Genomic DNA, 23,739 nt, shown 5'->3' with positions numbered 1-23,739 from the left:
AGATCGATGAAATTCGTTGTCTGAAGGTCTTGATCTCACTGAATCCGAAGTTGGCGGCGGTTGGGCATGTCGAAAGCGATACCCGAGCGACTACCCTGGGCATTTCACACATTGGACGTGTCGACAGGAGGGGTGGTTGTGACCACCGAGGTGCGCCGTCTGCGCAACTACATCAACGGAGAGTTCCGGGACGCCGCTGACGGGCGGACCATCGATGTGATCAACCCGGTGACGGAAGAGGTCTACGCGACCTCGCCGCTCTCCGGGCAGGCCGATGTCGATGCCGCGATGGAAGCCGCCGCGGCCGCTTTCCCCGCCTGGCGCGACGCCACGCCCGCCGAGCGCCAGAAGGCCCTGCTGAAGGTCGCCGACGCCTTCGAGGAGCGCGCCGAGGACCTCGTCGCCGCCGAGTCGGAGAACACCGGCAAGCCGTTCGAACTCGTCCGCACCGAAGAGGTCCCCCCGATGGTGGACCAGATCCGCTTCTTCGCGGGTGCCGCGCGGCTGCTCGAAGGCCGCTCGGCCGGCGAGTACATGGAGGGCCTGACCTCCATCATCCGGCGTGAGCCGGTCGGGGTCTGCGCACAGGTCGCGCCGTGGAACTACCCGATGATGATGGCCGTCTGGAAGTTCGCCCCGGCGCTCGCCGCGGGCAACACCGTCGTCATCAAGCCGTCCGACACCACCCCGGCGTCGACCGTGCTGATCGCCGAGATCATCGGCCAGATCCTGCCCAAGGGCGTCTTCAACGTCATCTGCGGCGACCGGGACACCGGCCGTGCGATGGTTGAGCACCCGACCCCGGCGATGGCCTCCATCACCGGCTCGGTACGGGCCGGCATGCAGGTCGCCGAGTCCGCCTCCAAGGACGTCAAGCGCGTCCACCTGGAGCTCGGCGGCAAGGCCCCGGTCGTGGTGTTCGAGGACACCGACATCGCCAAGGCCGTCGAGGGCATCTCCGTCGCGGGTTACTTCAACGCCGGTCAGGACTGCACGGCCGCGACCCGTGTCCTGGTCCACGAGTCCATCCACGACGAGTTCGTCACCGCGCTCGCCAAGGCCGCCGCCGACACCAAGACGGGGCAGCCGGACGACGAGGACGTGCTGTACGGCCCGCTCAACAACGCCAACCAGCTCAAGCAGGTCAGCGGCTTCATCGAGCGGCTCCCCGCGCACGCCAAGGTCGAGGCGGGCGGCCACCGGGTCGGCGACAAGGGCTACTTCTACGCCCCGACCGTCGTCTCCGGCCTCAAGCAGGACGACGAGATCATCCAGAACGAGGTCTTCGGCCCGGTCATCACCGTCCAGAAGTTCACGGACGAGGCCCAGGCCGTGGAGTACGCCAACGGCGTCGAGTACGCCCTGGCCTCCTCGGTGTGGACCAAGGACCACGCCCGCGCCATGCGGATGTCCAAGAACCTCGACTTCGGCTGCGTGTGGATCAACACCCACATCCCGCTCGTCGCCGAGATGCCGCACGGCGGCTTCAAGAAGTCCGGCTACGGCAAGGACCTCTCCGCGTACGGCTTCGAGGACTACACGCGCATCAAGCACGTCATGACCTCGCTCGACGGCTGATACTCCGTCAGCAGACGGTCACGGCCCCGGGCGCCCGCCCGGGGCCGTGACCGTTCCCCGGCGCCGATCCGCTCCCCGGTATCGACAGGGTGTGCGGACGGAGCGCGTGCCGCTGGACGGTTGGTCCATTGCCCGCCCCGTCGGCCGACCGGCATCCTGCGCAGGTGCGAGCAACCCCGAAGAACCCCATGTCCCGCCGGTCCCTGCTGCGCGCCTTCGGGGCCACGGCCGCCGGCGTCACGCTGGCAGGCTGCGGAGTGCCCGCCGCCTATGTGGAGCCCGGTGACCGCGCCGGCCGCGACACCTCGGCGAGCGACCGCTCCCTGCACTTCGCGAACTGGCCCCTGTACATCGACACCGACGACGAGGACGCGTCGAAGAGGCCCACCCTGGACGCATTCAGCAGGCGCACCGGGATCTCGGTCATGTACACCGAGGAGATCAACGACAACGACGAGTTCTTCGGCAAGATCAGTCCGTCGCTGATGAACCACCAGGAGACCGGCCGGGACGTGATGGTCGTCAGCGACTGGATGTCCGCCCGGTTCGTACGGCTGGGCTGGGTGCAGGAGATGGACCGGGCGAAGCAGCCGAACGTCGCCAAGTACCTGGACCCGCAGCTGAGTTCACCCGCCTTCGACAAGGGGCGGATGCACAGCGTCCCCTGGCAGTCCGGGATCACCGGCATCGCGTACAACCGCAAGAAGCTCGGCCGCGAGATCAAGCACCTGAGCGATATGTGGGCGGACGACCTGCGCGGCAGGGTGACGTTGCTGTCGGGGCTCGACGAAGCCATCGGCCTTCTGATGCAGGGCAACGGCGTCGACACCACCCGCTGGAAGCAGGACGACTTCTACGAGGTGTGTGACCAGGTGGAGAAGCTGGTGAAGAAGAAGCACATCCGCGGCTTCACCGGCAATGACTACATCAAGGACCTGTCGACCGGGGACGTGCTCGCCTGCCAGGCGTACTCGGGCGATGTCATCCAGCTCCAGGCCGACAACCCGGAGATCGAGTTCGTGGTGCCCGAGGAGGGCGGCGAACTCTGGGCGGAATCCCTCATGATCCCCAACCTCGCCCGCCACAAGCGCAACGCGGAAAAGCTCATCGACTACTACTACGAGCCGGAGGTGGCCGCGCAACTGGCGGCCTGGGTCAACTACGTCTGTCCTGTGCCGGCCGCCCGCGAGGTGCTGGCCTCCGCCAAGGACAAGGAGACCGCCGCGCTCGCCGAGGATCCGCTGATCTTCCCCGACGACGAGATGCGCCGCCGACTGGTGACCGGCCGCGACATCACGTCCGAGGAGCGCCCCGAGTTCGCGAAGAAGTGGAACTCCGTCGTCGGCTTGTGAGTGGTGCCGGGGGTGGTGTGAAGGGACCGTAAAAGCGGGCGTACGCTGCGGACATGAGCGAGCGAAGAGCCCTGCTGAGGCGCATACGCGTGTGGTTGGCCGTCTTTATCGTCTGTCTGGTGCTGAGCGGGCTGACCGCCTTTCCGCTCGTCCATGAACTCCATTGGGCCGAGGACCTGTTGAGGTCCTCGGCCTCTCCCGTTCCGGAGCACTTCCCGGCACTGATGGAGTGGATCACCAAGGTCCGCACCGGCCTCGACGAGGCCGACGCGAAGTACCCCTTCGTGCTGTACGGCACCGACTGGCTGGCCTTCGCCCATCTGGTCATCGCGGTCGCCTTCTACGGCCCCTACCGCGACCCGGTCCGCAATATCTGGGTCGTCGAATTCGGCATGATCGCCTGCGCCGGGATCATCCCGCTCGCGCTGATCTGCGGTCCCATCCGCTCCATCCCCTTCTGGTGGTCCGTCATCGACATGTCGTTCGGGGTCTTCGGGGTGATCCCGCTGCTCGTGGTACGCCGCATGATCAAGCAGTTGGAGGCCTTGGAGCGGACACCGCGCCCCGAGCCCGCTGCGACGACCGCGCCGGCGCTCTGAATCACCCGGCCGACGGGGCGCCGAAGGCGGCCACCGCTATGTTCATCGCCGTGGGATTCATGTCTTCCCCCTTGGCATTCGTCGAGTTGACGCTGTAGACGAGGGTCCGGGAGAGATCGCGGGTGGCCGCGACGGCCGTGTTGTAGCCCCAGCGGCCACCCGTCTTGCCCCAGACCTCGCGACCGCCCAGCCGCATCACCGAGAGCCCCGCGCTGAACGCGGCGGGCTTGCCCGTGCCGTATTCGCGGACCGAGGCGTCGGGCAGCGTGAACATCTCCCGGAGCAGCGGACCGCGCACCACCTTCCCGCTGAAGAGCGCCCGGGTGAAACGCTCCAGATCGGCGGTGGTCGAGATCAGGTCCCCCGCGGCCCAGGCGTCCGTCGCCCCCCACACCGTCACATCGCGCAGCTCGCCGGCCGTGCCGAAGAGCTGGTAGCCGTGATTGTGCGGGCCGCGGATCGCCGGATCGGCGCCGGGGAAATAGCTGTCCTTCAGACGCAGGGGCTCCAGGACGCGGCGGGAGACCTGCGAGGCGTACGTGTCACCCGTGACCCGCTCGATCAGCAGGCCCGCCACGGTGTAGCCGATGTTGGCGTAGTGCTGTTGCGTCCCGGGTGCGAAGTCCGGCTTCCGGGCTGTGGCTTCGCGCACGGTCTGCACCGGGTCGTGCAGGTCGAAGCGGTGCGCGTACCAGTCCTCCAGGTCGCCTCCGGAACCGACGGACGGGATACCGCTCGTGTGGTTCAGCAGCTGGCGCACCGTGACGTCCTTGTACGCCGCCGGCATCAGATCCGGCAGATAGTGCCGGACCGGGCGGTCCAGGCCGAGCCTGCCCTCCCCGGCAAGCTGCAGCACGACGGCCGCCGTGAAGACCTTGGTCACCGAACCGGCCCGGAAGCGGCCGTCCGGGTCCGCCGGCCGCCCGGAGACCAGGTCGTGGACGCCGGCGCTGCCCCGCCACTCGCCCCCGGTGCCCGAGACCCGCACCAGCGCGGCCGTGGCGTCGTCCTTCGGGAGCCCGGCGACGGCGGCCCGCAGCGCCTTGGCATCCGGGGCCTGTCCGGTGGCTTCCCGCTGCGCGGAGTGGCCTGCGGACGCCGGGGCACCGGCCGCCGCCAGGGCCGGTGGGACAGGGCCCGCGGCGATGCCGAGGACCAGCGCGGCTGCTACTAGTGCCGCGGCAGGCAACGTTTGCCTGCCGAGGAGCGGCGCGCGGTGCGTGCTCTCGGCGTGCCGGCCGGAAGTCCTCGTACTGGATGTACTCGGGCTTTCGGACGGTGCGGCGAGAGCGCGTGCCGGGCGTCGCGACGGGGCGAACGTTGCCTGCCGCGGCGCTAGGGCGGTGCGGGACGTGCGGGCGTTCATGTCGGGTGCCTCCTGGGCGTGGAATCCTCAACTGCTCACGGACTCCATCCTGTTGATCAGTGCGTCCGGGCGGATCCCCCGGCCGGGGGTTTGCCGGAGGGAGGTCCGCTCCCCTGCGCGGGGGAGCCGAAGGCCGGACCTCCCTCCGGAGAGGGAGTCACGACACCGCACTCGTACGCGCAGATCACCGCTTGGATCCGGTCGCGCAGCCCCAGCTTGGACAGCACATTGCCGACATGGGTCTTCACCGTGTGCTCGCTGACGACCAGCGCCGCCGCGATCTCCGCGTTCGACAGGCCGCGGGCCAGGTGCAGCAGCGTCTCGCGCTCCCGGGCGGTCAGTACGTCCAGACGTGCCGAAGGCGCCGCGGCCGTGGCGGGCGGGCGCGAGGTGTACTCGGCGATCAGCCGGCGTGCCACCGAAGGAGCCAGCAACGAGTCCCCGGCCGCCACCACCCGTACCGCGTGCACCAGGTCGTCGCGGCGGACGTCCTTGAGCAGGAAGCCGCTCGCGCCCGCGTGCAGCGCCTCGTAGACGTACTCGTCGGAGTCGAAGGTGGTCAGCATGACCGTCCGGCAGCCGGTCCCGGCGCTGATGGTCCGGCAGGCCTCGATGCCGTCCGTGCCGGGCATCCGGATGTCGAGCAGCGCCACCTCGGGCGCCAGCCGCCGCACCGCTTCGACCGCCGCCCGGCCGTCGCCCGCCTCGGCCACCACCTCGATGTCCGGCTGCGCGTCCAGGATCATCGCGAAGCCGCTGCGCACCAGCTCCTGGTCGTCGGCCACCACCACACGGATCGTCAACTTCCCACCTCTGTCCTGTGCTCCGTCCTTGGCCGGGCCCGCGGAATCGTCACCCGGACCCGGAACCCCCGCCCGTCCGGACCGGGGCCGGTACCGGCCGTGCCGCCGTGCGCGGCGGCACGCTCCCGGATGCCGACCAGCCCCAGCCCCGAGCCGCCCCCGGGGCCCCGTCCGTCGTCGGTGACGGTAAGGGTCAGTGCATCGGGTCCGTGGTCCAGCAGGACGTGGACCGAGTCCGCCCCCGCGTGCTTGACCACGTTGGTCAGGGCCTCCTGCACGATCCGGTAGACGGTCGCCTCGACCGCCAGACCCGGTGCGCCGGGGCTCCCCGTGACCTCGTACGAGACCGCCGGACCGCTGCCGCGCACCCGCTCCACGAGACCCGGCAGTTCGGCCAGCGCGGGCTGGGGTTCCCGCGGCGCGTCCGTCGGACCCTCGTTCTCGCGCAGCACGCCGAGCATCCGGCGCAGCTGCGCCATCGCGTCCCGGCCCGCCTCCGAGATCGCGTCGAAGGCCGCCTCCGCACGCTCCGGAGCCGTGCGGACCGCCACCGGTCCGGCCTCCGCCTGCACGATCATCAGGCTCACCGCATGGGACAGGATGTCGTGCATCTCCCGGGCGATCCGGGCCCGTTCGCGGGCCGCCGCCTGCTCGGCCTCGATCCGGTGCGTCAGCTCCAGCTGACGGGCCCGGTCCTCCACCGCGCGCAGATAGGCCTTGCGCGTCACCGTGAACCGGCCGAAGGCGTAGGCCGCCGCGAAGACGAACAGGGAGAACAGCAGCTCCCGCATGTCGTTGCCGTCGAGCCCGACCGAGACCAGCACCGCCGCCACCGTGAGCACCGCGATCCCGAGGCGCTTCGGCGGCGAGGAGAGCTCGGCCACCGTGTAGAACGCCACCAGGCCGGTGTACGGGAGCGGCTGGCCCGGCCCGTCTACGGCGAACGTGTACAGGGCGCCGGCCGCCAGTACCGCGACGAGGATCGCGACCGGCGCCCGGCGGCGGGCCACCAGCGGCAGCACCATCAGGGTGGTCAGCCCGTACGACGTCCATGTCGCGTCCGGCAGCTCCGGGGCGCGCGGGACGACGAACGGCATGGTCATGGCGGCCTGGACCAGCGCAGCGATGAGCAGGTCGACGCCGAGGGGGCCGGACCGCAGGGCGTGGACCCGCACTCTCGCCGTGATGTCTCGTATACGCATCGGACCGGTGCCGTCAGGGCTTTTGCGCCACCGTGCCGAACTGAGCGACCCGTGCCGCACCGGGCTCGGCACGCCGCTGCGCGCACGACACGATGCCCGGCTCCACCAGGCCGAGCCCCGCCAGGAACCCGGCGAACCCGGCGTGGGCCACTTCGCCGATGCGCGGGTACAGGGCGGTGACCCGGTCGCCGGCCGCGCGGTCCACCGGACAGTTGTCCGTGCCGCCGAGCCAGTGGTTTTGGACCCGCGCGTGGTGGGCGACGCCGGAACGGACGAGGCCGTCGGGAACGGGGGTGGTGCGGGGATCGGTCACGGCGCTGCTCCTCCTGCTCCGGGCCCGGCATCACGGACGATGGGGCAGGCCCATGATGCCGGACGGGTCAGGAGGGTTCGCGGACCGGGGAGTTGGCGAGGAGGCCGCGCAGGACGTCGACCCGGTTGGTGGTGATCGAGTCGACGCCGTGCCGCACCAGACGGCGCATGGTCCGCCTGGTGTCGGCCGTCCACGCGGAGACCAGCAGCCCGTCGCGGTGCAGACGGTCCGTCAGTTCCCGGTCCACCAGCCCGAACCGGTAGTTCAGCCAGCGCGGCCGTACCGTGTCGAGCAGCGTGGCGCGCGGCGGCGCGAGGGTCGTCCAGGTCATGGCGATCTCGGCGCCCGGGTCGGCGGCCCGCACCCGGAGCATGGCATCCGGGCCGGCGCAGTAGTACACCCGCTCGCCGGCCCCGCACTCGCGCACCGCGTCGACGATCCTCGGCACGGAGCCGTCGGTGGAGCCCGGCAGATCAATCATGATCCGGTGCGCCCCGGCGGCGAGCAGCGCCTCGCGCAGTGTGGGCACACCGCCCCGGGTCAGTTCCGTGAGCTCCCCGTGGGTCAGCCGGTCGAGTCGCACGTCATGGCCCCACAGCCGCTTCAGTGTGGAGTCGTGCAGCAGGACCGGAACGCCGTCGCGGGTGACCCGTACGTCGATCTCGACCGCGTCCGCCCCTCGGCCGAGGGCGGAGCGGATCGAGGGGAGTGTGTTCTCGCGCACCCGGTAGGGATCGCCGCGGTGGGCCACGGCGGTGACTGAGGTGACCATGGGGTCATTGTGACCACCGGGGTCACCGGGCCGCGCGCTCCAGCCAGTTGGCCGTGTACGTGTCTATCTCGGCGGCAAGCCTCCGCTTGCCGGCCGCGTCGAGGTACGACGCCTCGACCGCGTTCTTCGCCAGCGACGCGAGACCCCGCTCGTCCAGACCGAGCAGGCGGGCGGCCACCGCGTACTCGTTGTTGAGGTCCGTGCCGAACATCGGCGGGTCATCGCTGTTGATGGTGACCAGTACGCCCGCATCCACCATCTGCTTCACCGGGTGCTGCTCGATGTCCGCCACCGCGCGGGTCGCGATGTTCGAGGTCGGGCAGACCTCCAGCGCGATGCGGTGCTCGGCGAGATGGGCCAGCAGCTTCGGGTCCTGGACGGAGCTGGTGCCGTGACCGATGCGCTCGGCGCGCAGATGGGTCAGGGCGTCCCAGACGGTCTGCGGCCCGGTGGTCTCCCCGGCGTGCGGCACGGAGTGCAGGCCCGCGGCGATCGCCCGGTCGAAGTAGGGCTTGAATTGCGGGCGCTCCACACCGATCTCCGGGCCACCGAGGCCGAACGAGACGAGCCCCTCGGGCCGCAGGTCCACCGCGAGCCGGGTGGTCTCCTCGGCGGCTTCGAGCCCGGCCTCGCCCGGAATGTCGAAGCACCAGCGCAGCACGACACCGAGCTCGGCCTCGGCGGCCTTGCGGGCGTCCTCTATGGCCTCCATGAACGCCTGCTCGGGGATGCCGCGCCGGGTCGAGGAGAACGGGGTCACGGTCAGCTCCGCGTAGCGGATGTTCTGCCGCGCCATGTCGCGGGCGACCTCGAAGGTCAGCAGGCGGACGTCCTCCGGGGCGCGGATCAGGTCCACGACGGAGAGATACACGTCGATGAAGTGAGCGAAGTCCGTGAAGGTGAAGTAGTCGGCGAGCGCCTCGGGGTCGGTGGGGACCTTGGAGTCGGGGTGGTGCGCGGCCAGCTCGGCGACGATGCGGGGCGAGGCGGAGCCGACATGGTGGACATGCAGTTCGGCCTTGGGCAGCCCCGCGATGAAGGGGTGCAGATCGGTCATCGGACTCTCCGGGGCGTGGGACGTTTCGGGTGCCGGCACGGTCGGCCGGGCAGGGGACGGGGATCATCGTAGGGCGGGGCAACCGGCGGGCAGAGGGGCCGTAGCATGACAAGACCACGATGGGGGAGGCCCATGTCAGACAACACAGAGCAGCCCGAGGGCGGGGCCGCGCCGCGCGATCCGTGGGCTCCGCCGGAGAGCAGGGTGCCGCTGGAGAAGCCGGCCGGCGACCCTCGCCCGCCCGCTGTGCACAATCAGCCCACGGTCACCTCTATGCCGGGCACCGGGGACGACCCCGCACCGGCCGACGCACCGCCGCCGGCCTTCGGTTCGCCGGCGCAGACCGGGCCGGCGCCCGGTCCCGGATTCGGTCCCGGTCCCGGATTCGGTCCCGGTCCCGGATTCGGTCCCGGTCCCGGGGAGGTACCGCCACCGCCGGTCGGACCGAACGGACCGAACGGACCGGGCGGGCCGGTCCCGCCGGCCGGACAGTACGGCTACCCGGCCGCACCGGCCCCGCAGTACGGCGGCTACCCGGGATACCCCGGCTACAACCAGGCGCCTTGGGGAGCTCCGCCACCCGCCAACGGCATGGGAACCGCGGCCATGGTGCTCGGCATCCTGGCCATCTGCATGTTCTGCGTCTACGGGATTCCCAGCCTGGTCCTGGGCGTACTGGCCCTGATCTTCGGCATCCTCGGCCGCAAGCGGGTGCAGCGCGGTGAGGCGAACAACAGCGGTCAGGCGCTCGCCGGGATCATCATGGGATCCATCGGCATCGTCTTCGGTGTGGCGGTCATCAGCTTCTTCATCTGGCTGTTCGCGACCAACGCCGAGGAATTCGAGGACAGCGGCTACCACGACGACCCGTACTCCACGTCCCTGGTCGTCGACGTCAGCCGGTAGCAGCATCCGGGCGCCGGTGCCGGACCCCCTGTGGTCCGGCACCGGCGCGATATCCGCCGATGGCCCGGCGGGGCCGTGTCCCGGCCCCGCCGGGCCATCGCTCGTCCGGGCCGCCTCATGTCGCGCGCAGCTTTGCCCGCGCGTCCATCAGCGCGAACCCCAGCAGATTCAGCCCCCGCCAGCTCGCCGGATCCGCCGCCCGCGGGTCGTCCGCCGCCAGGCCGATGCCCCAGATCCGGTCCATCGGGCTCGCCTCGACCAGCACCCGGTCCCCGGTGTTCAGCAGGAACTCCCGCAGCTCCGGATCGCCGCCGAACTTGTGCACGCTGCCGGCCACCACCAGCGCGAACCGCTCGCGCTCCCATGTCGCTTCGTCGAAACCGCGGACCAGCCGGCCCACCTTCTTCGCCGCCGCCGGGCTCTTCGCCGCCACCGCCGCGGCCTCCGAGGCCGCATCGCCGAACAGCCGGGCCTTGGCGGCCATCATCCAGTGCTCGGCCGAGGCGTACCGCACGCCGTCGACCGTGAAGGGCGCCGGCCACCACTGGCTGAGACAGCTCGCGCCGATGCGGCCGTCGGGCCGGGGGCGGTGCCCCCAGAAGTGCAGGTACTTCACCTTCTCGCCGCTCGCGGCCCGCGCGAGGAGAGCGTCCATGTGTGCCATGACATGCGATTCTGGCATTCGCCACTGACACTCCGTACGGGGAATTCCGTACTGACCCGACACATGGTCGACAGATTCCGTCGCGTAACCAAAAGGCAACAACGGAATCACTTGTTGGGGTTGTTCCCCTCTGCCAGGATCGGCACTCAAATCGAGCAGAGGCTACGCCGTCCCCGCTCTCCGGGGCACTCGGCGGAGGAGATCGTCATGGGCAACAGCATCCAGGTGCGGGACCGCTTCGCGGACGGCGCACAGTACATCGGCGGAAAGCTGCGGTCCGGAACATCGGGACGTCACCACGACGTCGTGAACCCGGCGACGGGCGAGACCGTCTACAGCTACGAGCTGGCGGGCACCGCCGACGTGGACGCAGCAGTGGCAGCTGCCCGCGAGGCGTTCCCCGGCTGGTCGGGCACGACGCCCGCCGAGCGGTCCGAGGCGATGCACCGCTTCGCCGCCGTACTCGCCGAGCAGGCCGAGGACTTCGCGCACGTGGAGTCCCTCCAGTGCGGCAAGCCGATCAAGCTCTCCACCGAGTTCGACGTGCCCGGCACCGTGGACAACACCTCCTTCTTCGCCGGCGCCGCCCGCCATCTGGAGGGCAAGTCGGCCGCCGAGTACGACGGCGACCACACCTCGTACGTACGCCGTGAGGCGATCGGCGTCGTCGGCTCCATCGCGCCCTGGAACTACCCGCTCCAGATGGCCGCCTGGAAGATCCTCCCGGCCGTCGCCGCGGGCAACACCATCGTCCTCAAGCCCGCCGAGATCACCCCGCTGACCTCGCTGATGTTCGCCCAGGCGGCCACCGAGGCGGGCATCCCCGACGGTGTGATCAACATCGTCACCGGCGCGGGCAAGGACGCCGGGGAGCACCTGGTCGGCCACCCGGACGTGGTCATGACCTCCTTCACCGGCTCCACCGCCGTCGGCAAGCGGGTCGCGGAGATCGCCACCTCCACCGTCAAGCGCCTCCACCTCGAACTCGGCGGCAAGGCCCCCTTCGTGGTCTTCGACGACGCCGACCTCGAAGCCGCGGTCAACGGCGCGGTCGCCGGAGCGCTCATCAACACCGGCCAGGACTGCACCGCGGCCACCCGTGCCTACGTCCAGCGCCCGCTGTACGACGCCTTCGTGGAGGGTGTCGCCGCGCTGATGGAGACCGTCCGGCTCGGCGACCCCTTCGACCCGTCGACCGACCTCGGCCCGCTGATCAGCCACGCCCAGCGGGACCGGGTCGCCGGATTCGTCGAGCGGGCCCGCGCCTATGCCACCGTCGTCACCGGCGGCGAGGCCCCCGGCGGCGAACTGGAAGCCGGCGCCTACTACCGGCCGACGCTGGTCGCCGGAGCCGCCCAGGACAGCGAGATCGTCCAGTCGGAGATCTTCGGCCCGGTCCTGGTCGTGCTGCCCTTCGACACCGACGACGAGGGCATCCGCCTCGCCAACGACACCCCGTACGGCCTCGCCGCCTCCGCCTGGAGCCGCGACCTGTACCGCGCCAACCGCGCCACCCGCGAGATCAAGGCGGGCTGCGTCTGGGTCAACGACCACATCCCGATCATCAGCGAGATGCCGCACGGCGGATACAAGGCCAGCGGCTTCGGCAAGGACATGTCCTCGTACTCCTTCGAGGAGTACACGCAGGTCAAGCACGTCATGTACGACAACACCGCGGTCGCCCGGAAGGACTGGCACCGCACGATCTTCGGAGACCGATAGCCCGGCCGACCCCGGCCGCACACACCCGGAAGGGCAACGCGCATGGAGCAGTACGAGCCGGAGCGTCTCTCCGCGGCCCAGATCGCCGCGATGCGACGCAGTCTCACCAGCGGCCGGGGCGCTCTGACCCGCCGATCGCTGATCCGCGCCTCCGGCATGGGGGCGCTGGCGATCGGCGGGCTGGGCACGCTGAGCGCGTGCGGCATCCCGCCCGCCCAGCGGGAGGGGGACGCCGCGGCCTCCGACGACCACTCGGCCGAGGAGAAGCAGGTCAACTTCTCCAACTGGACCGAGTACATGGACGTCACCGACGACGGCAGGCACCGGCCCACCCTGGAGGCGTTCACCAAGCGCACCGGCATCAAGGTCAAGTACACCGAGGACATCAACGACAACGTCGAGTTCTTCGGCAAGATCAAGCCGCAGCTCGCGGCCGGCCAGGACACCGGCCGCGACATCATCTGCGTCACCGACTGGCTGGCCGCCCGCATCGTCCGCCTCGGCTGGGCGCAGAAGCTCGACCCCTCGCACCTGCCGCACGCCTACGCCAACCTCTCGGCCCAGTTCCGCTCCCCGGACTGGGACCCGGGCCGCTCCTACTCGTACCCCTGGGCGGGCATCCCCACCGTCATCGCCTACAACTCCAAGGCGACCGGCGGCCGCAAGGTCGACTCCGTCAGCCAGCTGCTCGACGACCCGAAACTCAAGGGCCGGGTCAGCTTCCTCTCGGAGATGCGCGACTCCATCGGCATGACCCTGCTCGACATGGGCAAGGACCCCGGAACCTTCACCGACGCCGACTACGACGCCGCGATCGGACGGCTCCAGAAGGGCGTCGACAGGAACCAGATCCGCCGCTTCACCGGCAACGACTACACCGCGGACCTCGACAAGGGCGACATCGCCGCCTGCGTCGCCTGGGCCGGCGACATAATCCAGCTCCAGGCCGGGAATCCGGACATCAAGTACGCGATCCCGGCCGCGGGTTACGTCATATCCAGCGACAACCTGATGGTCCCGGTGAAGGCCCGGCACAAGACCAACGCCGAAAAGCTCATCGACTACTACTACGAGCCGCCGGTCGCCGCGGAACTCGCCGCGTACATCAACTTCGTCTGCCCGGTCGACGGGGTCCGCGACGAGCTGGCGAAGATCGACCAGGCGATGGCCGACAACGTCCTGATCCTCCCGGACAAGGAGATGGCGTCCCGGTCGCACGCCTTCCGCTCCCTGACCAGCAAGGAAGAGACGGCGTACGAAGAGAAGTTCGCCAAGCTCATCGGCGCCTGACCGCCGCGCATCCCCCGCCCCACCCGATCTTCCCCTGATCTCCCCTGATCTCCCTCTGACACCACTGGGACCGCGATCCATGACACAGCAGCAGACAGGCGGCGACGTCCGCCTCACCGGGATCAGCAAGACGTACGGCTCGTTCGCAGCCGTCAAGCCGCTCGATCTGACCGTCCCGCAGGGCTCCTTCTTCGCGCTGCTCGGCGCGTCCGGCTGCGGAAAGACCACCACCCTGCGGATGATCGCCGGCCTGGAGGAGGCGACCACCGGCACGGTCTCGCTCGGCGGCCAGGACATCACCGGGCTTCCCCCGTACAAACGGCCCGTCAACACGGTCTTCCAGAGCTATGCGCTCTTCCCGCACCTCGACATCTCGGAGAACGTCGCCTTCGGTCTGCGCCGGCGCGGCATCAAGTCGGTGAAGAAGCAGGTCGACGAGATGCTGGAGCTCGTCCAGCTCGGCGACTTCGCCAAGCGCAAGCCGCACCAGCTCTCCGGCGGCCAGCAGCAGCGCGTCGCCGTCGCCCGCGCCCTGATCAACCACCCGCAGGTGCTGCTGCTCGACGAACCGCTCGGTGCCCTCGACCTCAAGCTGCGCCGCCAGATGCAACTGGAGCTCAAGCGCATCCAGACCGAGGTCGGCATCACCTTCATCCATGTCACCCACGACCAGGAGGAGGCCATGACCATGGCCGACACCGTCGCGGTGATGAACGGGGGCCGTGTCGAGCAGCTCGGGGCCCCCGCCGATCTGTACGAGAACCCCAGGACGACCTTCGTCGCCAACTTCCTCGGCACCTCCAACCTCATCGAGGGCGAGGTCGTCTCCGCGGGTACGGACATCGTCGTGGCCGCGGGCGGCGGGAAGCTGCGGCTGCCCACCGACCGCTGTACGGCCCCGACGGTGAACGGCGGCAAGCTGCTCCTCGGCGTCCGTCCGGAGAAGATATCGCTCGCGCACGCCGACGACGCGGACGCGATCGCGGACGGCCGCAACCGGGTCACCGGCCGGATCGTCGACTCCAGCTTCATCGGAGTGTCCACCCAGTACGTGGTGGAGAGCCCGGCCGGCAAGGCGCTCCAGGTCTACGAGCAGAACATCGAGCGCGACGCCCGGCTCACCCCCGGCGCCGAGGTCGTGCTGCACTGGAACCCGGCGCACACCTTCGGCCTGGACGCAGCTCAGTCCATGCTGGCAGGGACGATGGGCGACGCCGGTGTGGAGACGGTGGAGGACGCGGCGTGACCGTCACCAAGGAGGCGCCACCGGCGCCCGTCACGGCGGAGCTCAAGGTACGCAAGGCCTCGACCCGCAAGCGTCTCGTCCCGTACTGGCTGTTGCTCCCCGGCATCCTGTGGCTGCTGGTCTTCTTCGCGCTGCCACTGGTCTACCAGGCCTCGACCTCCGTGCAGACCGGATCCCTTGAGAAGGGATTCGAGGTCACCTGGCACTTCCAGACCTACTGGGACGCGCTGACCGACTACTACCCGCAGTTCATGCGGTCCCTGCTCTACGCGGGCACCGCGACCATCCTGTGCCTGCTGCTCGGCTACCCGCTCGCCTACCTCATCGCGTTCAAGGCCGGACGCTGGCGCAACGTCGTCCTGGTGCTGGTCATCGCGCCGTTCTTCACCAGCTTCCTGATCCGCACGCTCGCCTGGAAGACGATCCTCGCGGACGGCGGCGTGGTCGTCGACGTACTGAACACCCTGCACGTCCTGGACGTCACCAGCTGGCTCGGCTGGACCGAGTCCAACCGGGTGCTGGCCACGCCGATGGCGGTGGTCTGCGGTCTGACGTACAACTTCCTGCCGTTCATGATCCTGCCGCTCTACACCTCGCTTGAGCGGATCGACGGCCGGCTGCACGAGGCGGCCGGCGATCTGTACGCCACCCCCGCCACCACCTTCCGCAAGGTGACCTTCCCGCTCTCCATGCCGGGCGTCGTCTCCGGAACTCTGCTCACCTTCATCCCGGCCAGCGGTGACTACGTCAACGCGGAGCTGCTGGGATCCACCGACACCAAGATGGTCGGCAGCGTCATCCAGACCCAGTTCCTGCGGGTCCTGGACTATCCGACGGCGGCCGCGCTCTCCTTCATCCTCATGGCGGTCGTCCTGATCGTGGTCACCCTCTACATCCGCCGCTCCGGGACGGAGGACCTGGTCTGATGGCCGTACTGCGCTGGATTCGCCGGAATCTGATCGTCATCGCGGGTCTGCTGACCCTCGCGTACATGATCCTGCCGAACGTCGTCGTCATGGTGTTCTCGTTCAACAAGCCGAACGGGCGGTTCAACTACGCCTGGCAGCGCTTCTCCCTGGACGCCTGGAAGGACCCCTGCGGCGTCGCCGACATGTGCGGCTCGCTCTCGCTGTCCCTGCAGATCGCCGTCTGGGCCACCATCGGCGCGACCGTCCTCGGCACGATGATCGCCTTCGCGCTGGTCCGTTACCGCTTCCGGGCGCGCGGCGCGATCAACTCGCTGATCTTCCTGCCGATGGCGATGCCCGAGGTCGTCATGGCTGCCTCGCTGCTCACGCTCTTCCTCAACATGGGCGCACAGCTGGGCTTCTGGACGGTCCTGATCGCCCACATCATGTTCTGCCTGAGCTTCGTCGTGACGGCCGTGAAGGCGCGCGTGATGTCGATGGACCCGAGGCTGGAGGAGGCGGCCCGCGACCTGTACGCCGGACCCGTGCAGACCTTCCTGCGGGTGACACTGCCGATCGCCGCCCCCGGAATCGCGGCGGGAGCGCTGCTGGCCTTCGCGCTCTCCTTCGACGATTTCATCATCACCAATTTCAACGCGGGCTCCACCGTGACCTTCCCCATGTTCGTCTGGGGATCGGCACAGCGCGGCACGCCCGTGCAGATCAACGTCATCGGTACGGCGATGTTCATCATTGCCGTCATGGTGGTCGTCGTCGGCCAGCTCATCGCGAACCGGCGCAAGAACAGCGCACGATAGAAAGCCCTGAAGGAGTTGGAAACCATGGCCCCAGCTGCCATGCGTACTGCTGCACAATCGCTCTCCGACGCGAAGCCCGTCGCGTTCTGGCTGGACGACCCGGGCAAGCCCGAGGCGCTGCCCGCGCTCACCGGTGACGAGCACTGCGATCTGCTCGTCGTCGGCGGCGGCTACAGCGGACTGTGGACCGCATTGATCGCCAAGGAACGCGACCCGGAACGGGACGTCGTACTGATCGAGGGGCACGAGGTGGGCTGGGCCGCCTCGGGCCGCAACGGCGGATTCTGCGCCGCCTCCCTCACCCACGGCCTGCCCAACGGCCTGGAACGCTGGCCCGAGGAGATCCACAGGCTGGAGGAGCTCGGGGAGCGCAACCTCGACGCCATCGAGGCCGCCGTCGCCCGCTATTCGATCGACTGCGAATTCGAGCGCACCGGCGAAATCGACGTCGCCACCGAACCGCACCAGCTCGAAGAGCTCCGGGAATGGCACCAGGAGGCCGAGAAACTCGGTTTCACCGGAACGGAATTCCTGGACCAGGACGCAGTGCGCGCCGAAGTCGACTCACCGACATTCCTGGGTGGCCTCTGGGACCGCAGGGGTGTCGCCATGCTGCACCCCGCCAAACTGGCCTGGGGTCTGAAGCAGGCCTGCCTCGGTCTCGGAGTGCGGATCTACGAACACACCCGGGGCCTCGAACTGGCCAGGTCCACCACGGGAATGGCGGTACGCACCTCCTACGGGAGGGTCTTCGCGCGCCGGGTCGCACTCGGTACCAACATCTTCCCGTCGCTGGTCAAGCGGGTGCGCCCGTACACCGTGCCGGTCTACGACTACGCGCTGATGACCGAGCCCCTGACCGCCGACCAGTTGGCCTCCATCGGCTGGAAGAACCGGCAGGGGCTGGGCGACAGCGCCAATCAGTTCCACTATTTCCGTCTGTCGGCCGACAACCGGATCCTGTGGGGCGGCTATGACGCGATCTACCCGTTCGGCGGCCGGATGAGCGCCGATCTCGATCAGCGTCCGGAGACCTTCCTCAAACTCGCGGGCCAGTTCTTCGACTGCTTCCCGCAGTTGGCCGGGGTCCGTTTCAGCCATGCCTGGGGCGGAGCGATCGACACCTGTTCGCGATTTTCCGCCTTCTTCGGCACGGCCCATCAGGGCCGGGTCGCCTATGCCGCCGGATTCACCGGCCTCGGCGTCGGCGCGACCCGTTTCGGGGCCGATGTGATGCTCGATCTGCTGGCGGGCGCACAGAACGAACGGACCGCGCTGGAAATGGTCCGCAGCAAGCCGATGCCGTTCCCGCCGGAGCCCTTCGCCTGGGCCGGTATCGAGCTCACCAAGAGGTCCCTGGCCAGGGCGGACAACAATGGCGGGCACCGCAATCTCTGGCTGCGGACGATGGACCGGCTGGGGCTGGGTTTCGACAGCTGAGTCCGGACGGGCCGGTCACCCTCGCGGGTGACCGGCCCGTCCGTTTGCCAACTCGTTGCCCGAACCCGCGTAATCGATCGGCGCCACCGCTCTCTCCCGTGTGAACACACCGGCAACGCATGGCCGGTGCACACGGAAATGGAGGCCGGTCATGGCTGGCGCGGGGGTCAAAGCAGCAGTCGAGTGGCTCGTGTCGGTGGCGCCGGATCCGGACGCCTGCCGGTGGCAGTGGGAGCGCAATCCCCGCGGGGTCGCGCTCCTGCCCGCCGGCCGGCGCTGGGACGTGCTGATTCTTCCGGGGGAGCTGGGCTATCCCACCCTCGACGTACTGACCCGCCTGCTCGACAGGCCCGGTCCCGTTCTCTCCGATTTCGGCGACGCCCGCATGGGCTTCTTCGTGGCGCCGGGCACCGTCGCCCGCTGGGTCGGCACCGGCGTACGGGGCGTGGGCCGGGGAGCGTGGATCGTCGTGCCCCATCCGGGCCGGGCGTCCAACGGCGGGGTGCGCTGGCTGATCCCGCCCGACGGTTCGGGAACCCTCACCGACGCGACACTTCTTGAACTCGCGATGCACGAGGCGGCGGCCGGGCAGGCCGAGAGCGGCAGGGGCTGACGGTGCCCGGCGGGGGAAGGGTGCATGCCGCCGACCGGGCGGGCGGTGCGGGACTGTCAGAGGTCTGACGGGGGAGTTCTCGAGGAACTTCGACGCCTGCTTCGGCGGCTGAGGCCGAGCGGCAGGAGCAGCATCCCGCACAGGAACCAGCTGCCCAGCACATCCAGCGGCCAGTGGTAGCCGCGCAGCACCAGACCGATGCCCGTCGCCGTGGTCAGCAGGACGGCGGCGACGGGCATCATCCACGACCACGGCCGCCGCAGGTACGGCACGACCAGCAGCGCCGCCGCCCCGTAGGCCACCGCGGCCGTCGCGGCATGACCGGACGGGAAGTAGCCGATGGCGTCCGTCAGCGGTCCCGGACGCGCGATCCAGGCTTTCAGCGGAGCGACCAGAGCGGGCACCGCGCCCATGGCGAGCGCCGCGTACAGCGCCTCGCGGCGCGCACCGCGCACCAGGGCAAGGACGATCGCGCAGCACAGCACCGGGAGCGCGACCTGCATATTGCCCAGATCGGCGAGGAATTCGGTGAGCCGCGCGGGGCCGTCTCCCACGACCGCCCGGCCGGCCCGTTCGTCGAGCGCGCGCAACGGGCCGTCGGCCGCGACCTGCCAGGTGGTGAGCGCGAACAGCGCCAGGAGGGCCAGGGGCAGAGAAAGAAAAAGGGCCGGCCGCCCGGGAACAGGGGGGGTGGTTCCGGGGCGGCCGGTCGGACCGGTTTGCCGCACGCCCCGGGGGGTCTGGGGCGAGCGGCCATCCGATCGGTGAGGAGTTCCGGAGCCGGAGGCTCCAGCGGTGTGCCCGAAGGCACGGCCAGGACGGCGCTGGGGAAGCTCCGGCCCGGCATCGCCCGCAGTTCCCTGCGGGCGGGGTGTTTCTCTCATCTGCAGAAACCGTACGGCAGCCGAGGGGGGACCGACAGCGGGAAACAGATCCCGCCATCGGCCCCCCACACGTTCTTCACAGGCCCTCACGCGGGCCCCTCGTATCCCCTGCGGAAACGGGTTCCGGAGCCGCCGGGGTTCGCACAGATCAGATCCGGCCGAAAGCCTGCTCGATGACGTCGAGCGCCTCGTTCAGCAGGTCCTCGCCGATCACCAGCGGCGGGAGGAAGCGCAGGACGTTGCCGTAGGTGCCGCAGGTGAGGACCAGCACGCCCTCCGCGTGGCAGGCCTTGGCGAGCTTCGCGGCGGCCTCCGGGTTCGGGTCCTTCGTGCCGGACTTCACCAGCTCGATCGCGATCATCGCGCCGCGACCGCGGATGTCACCGATGATGTCGCCGTTGGCGAGCTTCGACTGCATCTCGCCGAGGCGGCCCTTCATGACCTCCTCGATGCGCTTCGCCTTCCCGTTCAGGTCCAGCTCGCGCATCGTCTCGATGGCGCCGAGCGCACCCGCACAGGCGACCGGGTTGCCGCCGTAGGTGCCGCCGAGGCCGCCGGAGTGGGCGGAGTCCATGATCTCGGCGCGGCCGGTCACGGCGGAGAGCGGCAGGCCGCCCGCGATGCCCTTGGCGGTGGTGATCAGGTCCGGGACGATGCCCTCGTCCTCGCAGGCGAACCACTGGCCGGTGCGGCAGAAACCGGACTGGATCTCGTCCGCGACGAAGACGATGCCGTTGTCCTTGGCGAACTGGGCGATCGCCGGGAGGAAGCCCTTGGCCGGCTCGATGAAGCCGCCCTCGCCGAGCACCGGCTCGATGATGATCGCGGCGACGTTCTCCGCGCCGATCTGCTTGTTGATCTGGTCGATGGCCTGCGCGGACGCCTCGGCGCCGGCGTTCTCGGCACCGGTCGGCCAGCGGTAGCCGTACGCCACCGGCACCCGGTAGACCTCGGGCGCGAACGGGCCGAAGCCCTGCTTGTACGGCATGTTCTTGGCGGTCAGCGCCATCGTGAGGTTGGTGCGGCCGTGGTAGCCGTGGTCGAAGACGACGACCGCGGTGCGCTTGGTGTGGATGCGGGCGATCTTCACCGCGTTCTCGACGGCCTCGGCGCCCGAGTTGAACAGCGCGGACTTCTTCGGGTGGTCGCCCGGCGTCAGCTCGGCAAGCTGCTCACAGACCTCGACGTACCCCTCGTACGGCGTGACCATGAAGCAGGTGTGGGTGAAGTCGGCGAGCTGCGCGGAGGCGCGGCGCACGACGGCCTCGGCGGAGGCGCCCACCGACGTCACGGCGATACCGGAGCCGAGGTCGATCAGACGGTTGCCGTCCACGTCCTCGATGATCCCGCCACCGGCGCGGGCGGTGAACACCGGCAGGGTGGAGCCCACACCTGCGGCCACCGTCTCCAGACGGCGGGCCTGCAGCTCCACCGACTTCGGGCCGGGAATGGCAGTGACGACGCGGCGCTCCTGCGGGATTGCGGTCATGAGGGGCTCCTGGGGGATGTTTCGGACGCTTCTCCGTGCAGGCTATGGGCGGGGTCCGGGATACGGCATGTTCCGTTCGGGAGTGGTGCCCGCGCGCCGTTGTCCGTGACGGACATAGCGAGAGGGCGCACGGCACCGGGGGACGGGCGAAGACATCCCGCCGGACCGCGTCCGTCGGGGTGACACGGGGCACTAGATTGATGGCTTCGGGCGCCCGCGCCCGGAGTTACCGGTCGGCGCTGGTCAGGGGACGAGGGACAGCAGATGGACACCGAGGGCACGTACGGCTCGCGCGACACACGCTCCGGTAGCCCGGTGCCGCGCCCGGCGGGCCCGCCCCCACCCGAACTGCCGCCGAGGCCGGGATACGCCCCCGCCTCCGGCCCTTCACTGGGGGCCTGGCTGCGCACTCCGCGCGCGGCGGCCGAGCCCGGCCTGTGGCGGTTCGGCCACACGCCCCGTCCCGAGTCCGATCCCGACCGGGTGCCCGACCGGGCACTGATCGGCGGCGCGCTCGTGGCGCTGCTCGCCGCCATGCTGGTGTGGTCGCTGTGGCGCAACGGATACGTGCCGCACAGCCGGGTCCTTCTGGAACTGGTCACACCGTCCGACTGGTGGGGGCTCGAACGCCCCGCGGCGGCCCTCACCGCCCTCGCCGTCTACAACACCCTGGTCGCCGCCCTGGTGATCTGGGGCTTCGGGCGGCTGGGCAACTGGCGCGAGGTGTTCCACCGGTACGCCGTCGACCACCCCCAGCCGCGCCGGGCGCTGGGCACCGCGCTGGTCGGGGCCGTCCTGGTCTGGTGCTTCGTCAACGCCGACGAGCTGCTGCCCTTCGACGACCTGGCGCTGGGCCTTACCCCGTACTCCTGGCTGTACGGCGGCACGGCCGAGGAGACCCTGGGCCGCGTGGAGACCTTCAAGTCCGTGTACCACCTGGTGGGCGCCGCCGCGATCCTCCTGCCGATCGCGCGGGCCGGCGGCTGGCTCACCCTCGTACGGGAGCTGCGCGGCCGTGCGGAGCCCGGACCGGAACCGGAGAAGGCACCCGGTGAGAGCCCAGCCGACTGGCCGCAGCTGCGCGCCGCGGGCCGGCACACGGCCGCCGACCGGCTGGTGGCGGACGAGCGGGCCGGACGGATGAACGATGTCGACTGTGTACGGATCCGGCGTGCCTGGCACTCCGTGGAGGCCGACTTTTCGCGGATCGGCCCGTTCACCGACGCCGTGCTCGGCCAGGGCGCGGGGGCCTGTCCGCACCCTTCGGGCGACCGGGACCTGCCGGCCCGTGCCGCCACCCACGACCTGCTCACCTCGCAGGTGCGGCTCGGCCGGTACACGGAATCCGAGCGCAACCCGGCGGCCCGGCGGGGCGCCGGGGCCGCCGTCGACCCGGCGTCCCTGGGCTCCTCGCTGCTGGCCGTCGGGCCCTTCGGATCGGGCAAGACCCGGCACCTGGTGCGGCCCGTCGTGGAGTCGCTCGCCCTCCAGGCCCTCGCCGGGAAGGCCGTCGTCGTCGCCGTCTGCGCGACGGGCACCCCGCTCGGGCCCGACGAGGGCTACGACGTGGTGATCAGGCCGGGCGACCCGTCCTGCGCCCACGACCTCGACCTGTACAGCGGGACCGACGACGTGGACGAGGCCGCAGCCCTGCTCGCCGAGGCGATCGCGGGCGACCTGCCCGACGTCGACGCGCGGCGGGCCACCACCGCGCTCGCCCAGCTGCTCGGCCCCTACCGGGCGGTCCACGACCGCTTCCCGTCCGTCCCGGTGCTGCGCGAGCTGCTCGACGGCTCTCCCGGCGCCCTCGCCGAGCTCCGCGCGCAGCTCGACAGCGAGGCGCACCGCACCTACCTCCGTGAGCTCGACACCCGGGCACGGCAGGCGGGCACCCCCGGCGACCCGGCGGTCCGGCTCGCCGACCGGCTCGCCGCCCTGGACCGGCCCGCCTTCGAGGGCTTCTTCGACACCACCGGCACGACCCGGCCCTTCTCGGTACGCACCCTGCAACACCCGCTGCGGGTCCGCATCGACCTCCCGGAACGCGCCCACCCCGAGGCCGCCCGCCTGATCGCCCGGCTGGTGCTCGCCCAGTTCACCGCCGGGGCGGCCGCCCGTACCGACCGCTCGCTGTTCGCCCTCCTCGCCCTGGACGACGCCACGCACACCGTCACCGCCGAGTCCGTACGGGCCGTGCAACGGCTGCGGAACTGCAACGCCGGAGTCCTGCTCACCCTGCGCGGGCTGGGCGACGTGCCGGAGAGCCTGCACACGGCGCTGCTCGGCTCGGTCGGCTGCCACATGACCTTCTCCGGCGTCACGACCTGGGACGGGCGGCTCTTCGCGCAGGCGTGGGGCACCGAGTGGGTGGAGACCACCGAGGTCGCCAAGCACACGGTCTTCGCCGACCAGCCGCTCACCCGGGCCGTCCACGCCCTGCGCAAGCTCGTCACCGGCAAGGCGGTCACCACGGACGCGGTGACCGTGCGCCAGGTCGAGCGGGAGCGCTGGTCGGCCTCCGAGCTGGCCCACCGGGTGCCCGCCGGACACGCGGTACTGTCCCTGACGACCGTGCGGGGGGAGCACGCGCCGCCGCTGCTGGTGGATCTGAACGGCTGAGCGGCGCGGGACGCGGCCCCGGTCCTCGGGCATGGTCATGCTGAACCCTGCCAGCCTGGCAGAATTGACAGCAGCCGTTCGTACGGGACGGAGAAAAC

At 70.3% G+C, this 23,739-nt stretch carries 21 protein-coding genes; 12 read left to right on the top strand and 9 right to left on the bottom strand.

Annotation, left to right across the window (positions count from 1 at the left end):
* Positions 1-138: 138 nt before the first annotated feature.
* The 3 genes from ACWCQ6_RS04670 to ACWCQ6_RS04660 all read left to right on the top strand — a co-directional run bounded on the left by ACWCQ6_RS04670 (position 139) and on the right by ACWCQ6_RS04660 (position 3,529).
* A complete protein-coding gene (locus ACWCQ6_RS04670) occupies positions 139-1,578 on the top strand; it encodes a gamma-aminobutyraldehyde dehydrogenase (protein WP_451085417.1) in 1,440 nt (479 codons plus the stop codon).
* 188 nt (positions 1,579-1,766) lie between these two features.
* The gene (locus tag ACWCQ6_RS04665) at positions 1,767-2,930 is read left to right on the top strand and encodes an ABC transporter substrate-binding protein (protein WP_451085622.1); all 1,164 of its coding nucleotides are present in this window, start codon (positions 1,767-1,769) and stop codon (positions 2,928-2,930) included.
* Between the two features lie 53 nt (positions 2,931-2,983).
* Positions 2,984-3,529, top strand: coding sequence for a hypothetical protein (locus ACWCQ6_RS04660; protein ID WP_451085415.1), 546 nt, complete (start codon positions 2,984-2,986; stop codon positions 3,527-3,529).
* Position 3,530: 1 nt separating this feature from the next.
* On the opposite strand, the gene ACWCQ6_RS04655 is transcribed toward ACWCQ6_RS04660, so the two are convergent.
* The 6 genes from ACWCQ6_RS04655 to ACWCQ6_RS04630 all read right to left on the bottom strand — a co-directional run bounded on the left by ACWCQ6_RS04655 (position 3,531) and on the right by ACWCQ6_RS04630 (position 9,042).
* Positions 3,531-4,718, bottom strand: a complete 1,188-nt coding sequence (locus ACWCQ6_RS04655; RefSeq protein WP_451085413.1) for a serine hydrolase domain-containing protein — start codon at positions 4,716-4,718, stop codon at positions 3,531-3,533.
* 233 nt (positions 4,719-4,951) lie between these two features.
* Positions 4,952-5,698, bottom strand: coding sequence for a response regulator transcription factor (locus ACWCQ6_RS04650; protein ID WP_451085411.1), 747 nt, complete (start codon positions 5,696-5,698; stop codon positions 4,952-4,954).
* Positions 5,695-6,900: a sensor histidine kinase gene (locus ACWCQ6_RS04645; protein ID WP_451085409.1), complete on the bottom strand. Its 1,206-nt coding sequence runs from the start codon at positions 6,898-6,900 to the stop codon at positions 5,695-5,697. The genes ACWCQ6_RS04650 and ACWCQ6_RS04645 overlap by 4 nt, the downstream gene beginning before the upstream one ends.
* A 13-nt stretch (positions 6,901-6,913) precedes the next feature.
* Complete coding sequence (locus ACWCQ6_RS04640) at positions 6,914-7,213, bottom strand: SAM-dependent methyltransferase (RefSeq protein ID WP_451085407.1); 300 nt, start codon at positions 7,211-7,213, stop codon at positions 6,914-6,916.
* 67 nt (positions 7,214-7,280) lie between these two features.
* Positions 7,281-7,985 (bottom strand): glycerophosphodiester phosphodiesterase, encoded by a 705-nt coding sequence (locus tag ACWCQ6_RS04635; RefSeq protein ID WP_451085405.1) that lies wholly within the window; start codon positions 7,983-7,985, stop codon positions 7,281-7,283.
* 22 nt (positions 7,986-8,007) lie between these two features.
* Positions 8,008-9,042 carry an adenosine deaminase gene (locus ACWCQ6_RS04630; protein ID WP_451085403.1) on the bottom strand — a complete coding sequence of 345 codons (1,035 nt, stop codon included), beginning with the start codon at positions 9,040-9,042 and terminating at the stop codon, positions 8,008-8,010.
* A gap of 132 nt (positions 9,043-9,174) precedes the next feature.
* Here ACWCQ6_RS04630 and ACWCQ6_RS04625 point away from each other — a divergent pair, with 132 nt between their 5' ends.
* Positions 9,175-9,948 carry a DUF4190 domain-containing protein gene (locus ACWCQ6_RS04625; RefSeq protein ID WP_451085401.1) on the top strand — a complete coding sequence of 258 codons (774 nt, stop codon included), beginning with the start codon at positions 9,175-9,177 and terminating at the stop codon, positions 9,946-9,948.
* A 115-nt stretch (positions 9,949-10,063) separates the two neighbouring features.
* Here the strand turns inward: ACWCQ6_RS04625 and ACWCQ6_RS04620 are convergent, their stop codons facing one another.
* Positions 10,064-10,603, bottom strand: coding sequence for an NADAR family protein (locus tag ACWCQ6_RS04620; RefSeq protein WP_451085620.1), 540 nt, complete (start codon positions 10,601-10,603; stop codon positions 10,064-10,066).
* Positions 10,604-10,819: 216 nt separating this feature from the next.
* Between ACWCQ6_RS04620 and ACWCQ6_RS04615 the strand changes: the two genes are divergently transcribed.
* From ACWCQ6_RS04615 to ACWCQ6_RS04585, 7 genes are all read left to right on the top strand, one after another.
* Positions 10,820-12,334 carry a gamma-aminobutyraldehyde dehydrogenase gene (locus tag ACWCQ6_RS04615; RefSeq protein ID WP_451085399.1) on the top strand — a complete coding sequence of 505 codons (1,515 nt, stop codon included), beginning with the start codon at positions 10,820-10,822 and terminating at the stop codon, positions 12,332-12,334.
* 42 nt (positions 12,335-12,376) lie between these two features.
* Positions 12,377-13,624: an ABC transporter substrate-binding protein gene (locus tag ACWCQ6_RS04610; protein WP_451085397.1), complete on the top strand. Its 1,248-nt coding sequence runs from the start codon at positions 12,377-12,379 to the stop codon at positions 13,622-13,624.
* Positions 13,625-13,703: 79 nt separating this feature from the next.
* Positions 13,704-14,870 (top strand): ABC transporter ATP-binding protein, encoded by a 1,167-nt coding sequence (locus ACWCQ6_RS04605; protein ID WP_451085395.1) that lies wholly within the window; start codon positions 13,704-13,706, stop codon positions 14,868-14,870.
* The gene (locus ACWCQ6_RS04600) at positions 14,867-15,796 is read left to right on the top strand and encodes an ABC transporter permease (protein ID WP_451085393.1); all 930 of its coding nucleotides are present in this window, start codon (positions 14,867-14,869) and stop codon (positions 15,794-15,796) included. The genes ACWCQ6_RS04605 and ACWCQ6_RS04600 overlap by 4 nt, the downstream gene beginning before the upstream one ends.
* Positions 15,796-16,596: an ABC transporter permease gene (locus tag ACWCQ6_RS04595; protein ID WP_451085391.1), complete on the top strand. Its 801-nt coding sequence runs from the start codon at positions 15,796-15,798 to the stop codon at positions 16,594-16,596. Before ACWCQ6_RS04600 ends, ACWCQ6_RS04595 begins: the two co-directional genes overlap by 1 nt.
* Before the next feature lie 24 nt (positions 16,597-16,620).
* Positions 16,621-18,036, top strand: a complete 1,416-nt coding sequence (locus ACWCQ6_RS04590; protein ID WP_451085389.1) for an NAD(P)/FAD-dependent oxidoreductase — start codon at positions 16,621-16,623, stop codon at positions 18,034-18,036.
* A gap of 151 nt (positions 18,037-18,187) precedes the next feature.
* Positions 18,188-18,649, top strand: a complete 462-nt coding sequence (locus ACWCQ6_RS04585; protein ID WP_451085387.1) for a hypothetical protein — start codon at positions 18,188-18,190, stop codon at positions 18,647-18,649.
* Between the two features lie 56 nt (positions 18,650-18,705).
* Here ACWCQ6_RS04585 and ACWCQ6_RS04580 read toward each other — a convergent pair whose 3' ends face one another.
* Complete coding sequence (locus ACWCQ6_RS04580) at positions 18,706-19,533, bottom strand: phosphatase PAP2 family protein (RefSeq protein ID WP_451085385.1); 828 nt, start codon at positions 19,531-19,533, stop codon at positions 18,706-18,708.
* A 148-nt stretch (positions 19,534-19,681) separates the two neighbouring features.
* Complete coding sequence (gene gabT / locus ACWCQ6_RS04575; RefSeq protein ID WP_451085383.1) at positions 19,682-21,022, bottom strand: 4-aminobutyrate--2-oxoglutarate transaminase; 1,341 nt, start codon at positions 21,020-21,022, stop codon at positions 19,682-19,684.
* Between the two features lie 264 nt (positions 21,023-21,286).
* Here gabT and ACWCQ6_RS04570 point away from each other — a divergent pair, with 264 nt between their 5' ends.
* Entirely contained in the window at positions 21,287-23,641 is a 2,355-nt protein-coding gene (locus tag ACWCQ6_RS04570) for an ATP/GTP-binding protein (protein WP_451085381.1), read from the top strand.
* The last annotated feature ends 98 nt before the right edge of the window (positions 23,642-23,739 follow it).

This window comes from Streptomyces sp. NPDC001880 (assembly GCF_053594575.1).
This window is presented reverse-complemented; position numbering and strand designations above follow the sequence as displayed.